The following is a 5,419-nucleotide window of genomic DNA, read 5'->3' as shown; positions in this document are numbered from 1 at the left end:
GCAGTGCCTGCGGACCCCCACCCCCGACCCCTCCCCGCAGGGGGAATGGAGATGAGAGGCAGAGGCGAAACACTGACTGGTTTGAACTGCTCACTTGAGCCCGCACCAACCCGAATTCGCGCTGAATTAGACCAACACGGACTGAGACGAGTAACCGAATGACCTTCGAAAAGACCCCGGGCTGGTTGGATTGGTACCAAGGCCCCTCGAAGCCGACCTTCAAGGTGCCGCCGGGCGCGGTGGATGCGCATTGCCATGTGTTCGGGCCGGGCGCCGAGTTTCCGTTTGCGCCGGAGCGCAAATACACGCCGTGCGACGCGTCGAAGCAGCAGCTGTATGCGCTGCGTGATCATCTCGGCTTTTCCCGCAATATCGTGGTGCAGGCGACCTGCCACGGCGCCGACAATCGGGCGATGGTCGACGCGCTGATCAATTCGGGCGGCAAGGCTCGCGGCGTCGCCACGGTGAAGCGCAGCGTCACCGATGCCGAGCTGCAGGCGATGCATGATGCCGGTGTTCGCGGCGTCCGCTTCAACTTCGTCAAGCGGCTGGTCGACTTCACCCCGAAGGACGAACTGGTCGAGATCGCCGGACGCATCAAAAAGCTCGGCTGGCACGTGGTGATCTATTTCGAGGCGGTCGACCTGCCCGAGCTGTGGGACTTCTTCACCTCGCTGCCGACCACCGTGGTGGTCGACCACATGGGCCGGCCGGACGTCACCAAGCCGGTCGACGGCCCCGAGTTCGAGCTGTTCGTCAAATTCATGCGCGAGCACGGCAATGTCTGGTCGAAGGTGAGCTGCCCGGAACGGCTCTCGGTGTCCGGTCCGCCGGCGCTGAACGGCGAACAGAACGCTTATCGCGATGTTGTCCCGTTCGCCCGCCGCATCGTCGAGACCTTCCCGGATCGCGTGCTGTGGGGAACCGACTGGCCGCACCCGAACCTGAAGGACGACATGCCGGATGATGGCCTGCTGGTCGACTTCATCCCGCACATTGCCCCGACCGCGGAACTTCAGCGCAAGCTGCTGGTCGACAACCCGATGCGGCTGTACTGGCCGGAGGAGAAGTAATTCAACGCCGTCATTGCGAGCCACCGGGTCCGGCCTTTGGCCGGCCCGATGACAAGCTCCGCGAAGCAATCCAGAGCACAGAGCACTGAGTTGGATTGCTTCGTCGCTTCGCTCCTCGCAATGACGAACCATAACCAAATTCCAGAGGAGACCCCGCCATGCCCCTCGACAAACCCTACAAGGACGTGCCCGGCACCACGATCTTCGATGCCGACATGTCGCGCCAGGGCTATCATCTCAACCAGTTCTGCATGTCGCTGATGAAGGCCGAGAACCGCGCCCGGTTCAAGGCGGACGAGCGCGCCTATCTCGACGAATGGCCGATGAGCGAGGAACAGAAGCAGGCGGTGCTGGATCGCGACCTCAATCGCTGCATCGCGCTCGGCGGCAACATCTACTTCCTCGCCAAGATCGGCGCCACCGACGGCAAGAGCTTCCAGCAGATGGCGGGCTCGATGACCGGAATGACCGAAGAAGAATACCGCAACATGATGGTCGGCGGCGGCCGCCCGATCGAGGGCAATCGCTACGTCGGGGAGAAGAAGTAATGGCCCGTATCACCGCCAGCGTTTACACCTCGCACGTGCCGGCGATCGGTGCGGCGATCGACATGCAGAAGACCGGCGAAGACTACTGGAAGCCGGTGTTCAAGGGCTACGAGTTCTCCAAGCAGTGGCTGAAGGACCAGAAGCCCGACGTGATCTTCCTGGTGTTCAACGATCACGCCACCGCTTTCAGCCTCGACCTGATTCCGACCTTCGCGATCGGCACCGCGGCCGAGTATCAGCCGGCCGACGAAGGCTGGGGGCCGCGGCCGGTGCCGAAGGTGATCGGCCATCCGCGGCTCGCCGGTCACATCGCCCAGTCGGTGATCCAGGACGATTTCGACCTCACCATCGTCAACAAGATGGACGTCGACCACGGTCTCACCGTGCCGCTCAGCCTGATGTGCGGCGAACCGCAGGCCTGGCCCTGCCCGGTGATCCCGTTCGCCGTCAACGTCGTGCAATATCCGGTGCCGTCGGGCCGGCGCTGCTACATGCTCGGTCAGGCGATCGGCCGCGCCATCCGGTCCTACGACGAAGACCTCAACGTGCAGATCTGGGGCACCGGCGGCATGAGCCACCAGCTCCAGGGGCCGCGCGCCGGCCTGATCAACCGCGAATGGGACAACGCCTTCCTCGATCAGCTGATCGCCGATCCCGAAGGCCTGTCACAGAAGCCGCATATCGATTACGTCCGCGAGGCGGGCTCCGAGGGCATCGAGCTGGTGATGTGGCTGATCGCGCGCGGCGCGATGAGCGATGTCGCAGGCGGCCCCAAGCCCAAGGTCGCCCACCGTTTCTACCACGTCCCGGCCAGCAACACTGCGGTCGGCCACCTCATTCTGGAGAACGCCTGACATGGCAAAGACGATCAAGGTCGCCCTCGCGGGAGCGGGTGCGTTCGGCATCAAGCATCTCGACGGCATCAAGAACATCGACGGCGTCGAGGTGGTGTCGCTGATCGGGCGCCGGCTGGAGCCGACCCAGGAAGTCGCCAAGAAGTACGGCATCGAGCACGTCTCGACCGAACTGTCGGACGCGCTGGCCATCAAAGAGGTCGACGCGGTCATCCTCTGCACGCCCACCCAGATGCACGCGCAGCAGGGCATCGACTGTTTGCGCGCCGGCAAGCACGTCCAGGTCGAAATCCCGCTGGCGGATTCGCTGGCGGACGCGCAGGCGGTGGTCGATCTGCAGAAGCAGACCGGCCTGGTGGCGATGTGCGGCCACACCCGCCGCTTCAATCCGAGCCATCAATACGTGCACAAGAAGATCAAGGCCGGCGAGCTGAACGTCCAGCAGATGGATGTGCAGACCTACTTCTTCCGCCGCACCAACATGAACGCACTCGGCCAGCCGCGTAGCTGGACCGATCACCTGCTGTGGCACCACGCCGCCCACACCGTCGATCTGTTCGCCTATCAGGCCGGCTCGCCGATCGTGAAGGCCAACGCCGTGCAGGGACCGATCCATCCCGATCTCGGCATCGCGATGGACATGTCGATCCAGCTCAAGGCCGAGAGCGGTGCGATCTGCACGCTGTCGCTGTCGTTCAACAATGACGGTCCGCTCGGCACCTTCTTCCGCTACATCTGCGACAACGGCACCTACATCGCCCGCTACGACGATCTGGTGAACGGCAAGGAAGAGAAGATCGACGTCTCCAAGGTCGATGTCTCGATGAACGGCATCGAGCTGCAGGACCGCGAGTTCTTCGCCGCAATCCGCGAAGGCCGCGAGCCGAATGCCAGCGTCGCCCAGGTGCTGCCCTGCTACCAGGTGCTGCACGACCTCGATCAGCAGCTCGCCAAGGGCTGATCCTCCGCAGCTGTCTCTCCGCATCGCCGTTCAATGGCCGGGCTCGTCCCGGCCATTTTGCTTTGAAGCGCGGAACCATCGGCGCGCACGCAGCCCGGCCTTGTGTTTCCGAAGCGGAACCTTAGCTGCATCATGACGGTTGTCTTGGCGGATTACCGAGACACACCCGTCAGGCGGAGGATACAGATGCAGAAGCGCAAATCCTTGTGGTCGTCGGGCGGCCGGACCGTCGCGATCGTCACCGCACTAGCGCTGGCCGTGCCGGCGCTCGAGCCGACTGCGGCATTCGCTGCCGCTCCCACGACCAAGCTTCAAACCGCTGCACCGGCGACCGTGGCCGCTCCGCTGACCGATGTCAGCGCGCGCAAGCGTCGCTACGCCCGGCGTGGCGGCAATGGTAACGCGGCGGCTGCCGCAGCCTTTGTCGGGATCGTCGGCACCATCGGAGCGATCGCTGCCGCGCAGGCGCAGCGCGACGCGTATGAGAGCCGGTACCGCTACTACTATGGCGGCCCGGGTTATTACGGGGGACCGCGCTATTATGGCGCACCCTATGGCCCGCGACCGTACTACTACGGCTATTAATGCACCGAACCGACGCTCAGGCGCGCTCATCCTGCCTCTAAGGTTGGATATCGCGCCTGAGTTGCGTTAACACGACTGACATCGAAATCAGCTAAGCTGTTGAAATGGCTGATTCGCTTGAGCGCCTTTATCACGCCGTGCTCGCGGCGCGGGATCTCGATCCAGCGACGTCGCGGACGGCTCGGCTGTTTCAACGCGGCTCCGGCAAGATGGCCAAGAAGCTCGCCGAAGAGGCGATCGAAGTGGTGATCGACGCGGTCAACGGCAACCGCGAGGCGGTGATCCGCGAAAGCGCCGACCTGCTCTACAATCTCACCGTGCTATGGGCTTCCGCCGGCGTCCGCCCCGAGGATGTCTGGGCCGAGATGCGCCGCCGCGAGAATCTGCTCGGGATCGCGGAGAAGCTGCCGAAGACGCGCATCGGCAAGCCGCCGACGCCGCATGCCACCCGGCGCCCCGTGGTCGCGCAGGACGCCCGCGCGGTGCGCAAGCGTCACTGAACTCACGTCCTCTCTTCACTCGGCCTCCGGCATCCCGTTCTCCAGCATCTGTGCCTTTTGCGCCATGGACAAACCGGCGACGGAATGGTTGATCGCGCTCCATGCTGCGCAAAATCTACGACTGGTGCATCGACGCCGCCCACAAGCCCTACGCCCTCTGGATTCTCGGGCTGGTCTCGTTCGCGGAGAGCTCATTTTTTCCGGTGCCGCCGGATGTGATGCTGATTCCGATGTCGCTGGCGCGGCCGCAACGCGCTTGGTTCTACGCGGCGCTGTGCACCGTGACGTCGGTGGCCGGCGGCGTGGTCGGTTATGCGATCGGCGCCCTGCTGTACGATTCGGTCGGGCACTGGCTGATCCAGCTCTACGGCTATGGCGACAAGGTCGAGGCGTTTCGCGCCGGCTACGCCGAATGGGGTGCCTGGATCATCCTGCTCAAGGGCCTCACCCCGATCCCCTACAAGCTCGTCACCATCACGTCGGGCTTTGCCGGCTACGATGTCTGGCTGTTCATCCTGTTCTCGATCATCGCCCGCGGCGGCCGGTTCTTCATCGTCGCGGTCGTGCTGAACCGCTACGGCGTGGTGATCCGCGAGCAGATCGAGAAGCGGCTCGGCCTGTGGGTGACGATCGGCGCCGTGGTGCTGGTGCTCGGCTTCGTCATCGCCTTCAAACTGGTCTAGCGGAGACGGCGAATAGCCTTCTCTCCGCCGGCGCATCGGCGTAGGCTGGGCCATGCCCATCTCGAACCGCAGCTTGCGCTGGCGCCTCGTGCCGCGCCGCGTCGGCATTTTCACAGCGGCGATATTCGCCACAGTTCTGCTCGGCGGCCCCGCGCTGGCGCAGAATTACGCGCCCCCGCCGCCGGCCGACCAGCCTCCGCCGCCACCTCCACCGG

At 64.3% G+C, this 5,419-nt stretch carries 7 protein-coding genes; all 7 read left to right on the top strand.

All coding sequences use genetic code 11. The features are described from left to right. The first annotated feature begins 158 nt into the window (after positions 1-158). The 7 genes from DYI24_RS20315 to DYI24_RS20285 all read left to right on the top strand — a co-directional run bounded on the left by DYI24_RS20315 (position 159) and on the right by DYI24_RS20285 (position 5,204). The gene (locus DYI24_RS20315; protein WP_164573598.1) at positions 159-1,073 is read left to right on the top strand and encodes an amidohydrolase family protein; all 915 of its coding nucleotides are present in this window, start codon (positions 159-161) and stop codon (positions 1,071-1,073) included. Positions 1,074-1,231: 158 nt separating this feature from the next. Next, positions 1,232-1,621, top strand: coding sequence for a protocatechuate 4,5-dioxygenase subunit alpha (ligA, locus tag DYI24_RS20310; protein ID WP_107346236.1), 390 nt, complete (start codon positions 1,232-1,234; stop codon positions 1,619-1,621). Continuing rightward, positions 1,621-2,475: a class III extradiol dioxygenase subunit beta gene (locus tag DYI24_RS20305; RefSeq protein ID WP_107346237.1), complete on the top strand. Its 855-nt coding sequence runs from the start codon at positions 1,621-1,623 to the stop codon at positions 2,473-2,475. Before ligA ends, DYI24_RS20305 begins: the two co-directional genes overlap by 1 nt. Before the next feature lies 1 nt (position 2,476). Continuing rightward, complete coding sequence (locus tag DYI24_RS20300) at positions 2,477-3,436, top strand: Gfo/Idh/MocA family oxidoreductase (RefSeq protein WP_164573597.1); 960 nt, start codon at positions 2,477-2,479, stop codon at positions 3,434-3,436. A 186-nt stretch (positions 3,437-3,622) separates the two neighbouring features. Next, complete coding sequence (locus DYI24_RS20295; protein ID WP_164573596.1) at positions 3,623-4,021, top strand: hypothetical protein; 399 nt, start codon at positions 3,623-3,625, stop codon at positions 4,019-4,021. Positions 4,022-4,125: 104 nt separating this feature from the next. Then, on the top strand, positions 4,126-4,521 hold the full coding sequence (gene hisE, locus DYI24_RS20290) for a phosphoribosyl-ATP diphosphatase (protein WP_164573595.1): 396 nt from the start codon (positions 4,126-4,128) through the stop codon (positions 4,519-4,521). A gap of 101 nt (positions 4,522-4,622) precedes the next feature. Further along, positions 4,623-5,204, top strand: a complete 582-nt coding sequence (locus tag DYI24_RS20285) for a YqaA family protein (protein WP_107346241.1) — start codon at positions 4,623-4,625, stop codon at positions 5,202-5,204. The last annotated feature ends 215 nt before the right edge of the window (positions 5,205-5,419 follow it).

Source organism: Rhodopseudomonas sp. BR0C11, from assembly GCF_010820945.1.
Taxonomy (GTDB): domain Bacteria; phylum Pseudomonadota; class Alphaproteobacteria; order Rhizobiales; family Xanthobacteraceae; genus Rhodopseudomonas; species Rhodopseudomonas palustris_H.
Note: the sequence above shows the minus strand (reverse complement) of the source record. Positions and strands in the feature narration are given on the sequence as shown.

Bases quoted from the DNA above. Each gene is read 5' to 3' on its own strand.
- hisE (WP_164573595.1), top strand. From the start codon at position 4,126: ATGGCTGATTCGCTTGAGCGCCTTTATCACGCCGTGCTCGCGGCGCGG.
- DYI24_RS20295 (WP_164573596.1), top strand. From the start codon at position 3,623: ATGCAGAAGCGCAAATCCTTGTGGTCGTCGGGCGGCCGGACCGTCGCG.
- DYI24_RS20285 (WP_107346241.1), top strand. From the start codon at position 4,623: ATGCTGCGCAAAATCTACGACTGGTGCATCGACGCCGCCCACAAGCCC.
- ligA (WP_107346236.1), top strand. From the start codon at position 1,232: ATGCCCCTCGACAAACCCTACAAGGACGTGCCCGGCACCACGATCTTC.
- DYI24_RS20300 (WP_164573597.1), top strand. From the start codon at position 2,477: ATGGCAAAGACGATCAAGGTCGCCCTCGCGGGAGCGGGTGCGTTCGGC.
- DYI24_RS20315 (WP_164573598.1), top strand. From the start codon at position 159: ATGACCTTCGAAAAGACCCCGGGCTGGTTGGATTGGTACCAAGGCCCC.
- DYI24_RS20305 (WP_107346237.1), top strand. From the start codon at position 1,621: ATGGCCCGTATCACCGCCAGCGTTTACACCTCGCACGTGCCGGCGATC.